The sequence below is a fragment of the Actinoallomurus liliacearum genome, assembly GCF_039542035.1.
Lineage (GTDB): Bacteria > Actinomycetota > Actinomycetes > Streptosporangiales > Streptosporangiaceae > Actinoallomurus > Actinoallomurus liliacearum.
In genome coordinates, this window is record NZ_BAABHJ010000044.1 from 1 (window position 1) to 504 (window position 504).

Genomic DNA, 504 nt, shown 5'->3' on the forward strand with positions numbered 1-504 from the left:
CTCGTCGGCCCTGGGATGGTCGTGCCGGTCGTGCCTGCGGGTCGGCCGCAGTGGCGGGAGGTCCGCTCGGCGGATGGGCGGGATGTCGGGCGCGCGTTCTTCGCCGAGGAGGATTGGCGGCTTCGGTCGCCGTTCTACGGCGGGTTGCAGGGTGCGGAGTTCCGGTCGTGGTCGGGGGAGCCGGGTCGTGAGGTGAGTGTGCCGGTGGAGGTGCCGGTCGGTGACCGCGCCGGTGTGTATCTCCTGGCGTGGCATGGCTCGCAGCCGCCGTCGGATGAGGCGGGGGTCGTCGGGGTGACGGCGCGGGAGATCGTCGGTCGTGGTTTCACCACGTTGTTTCTTCTGCGGTGTACGGATGCCGGTGTGGCGCCGTCTCCTGAGTTGGGGCGGGTGGCCCGGGGTCATGGTTTGACGATCATTGAGGGGACGGGCCGGGTCGCGCCGTCGCCGGGGGCGATCGACCTCTTGCCGGACGCCGCCGGCCGGGCCCTGCCGGTGCGCGTC

General features: G+C 72.2%; 1 protein-coding gene. It reads left to right on the forward strand.

Annotated elements, in window-relative coordinates; all coding sequences use genetic code 11:
- Positions 1 to 15: 15 nt before the first annotated feature.
- Positions 16 to 504 (forward strand): hypothetical protein (locus ABD978_RS43640; protein ID WP_345367671.1); only part of this gene is annotated, 489 nt, incomplete at its 3' end.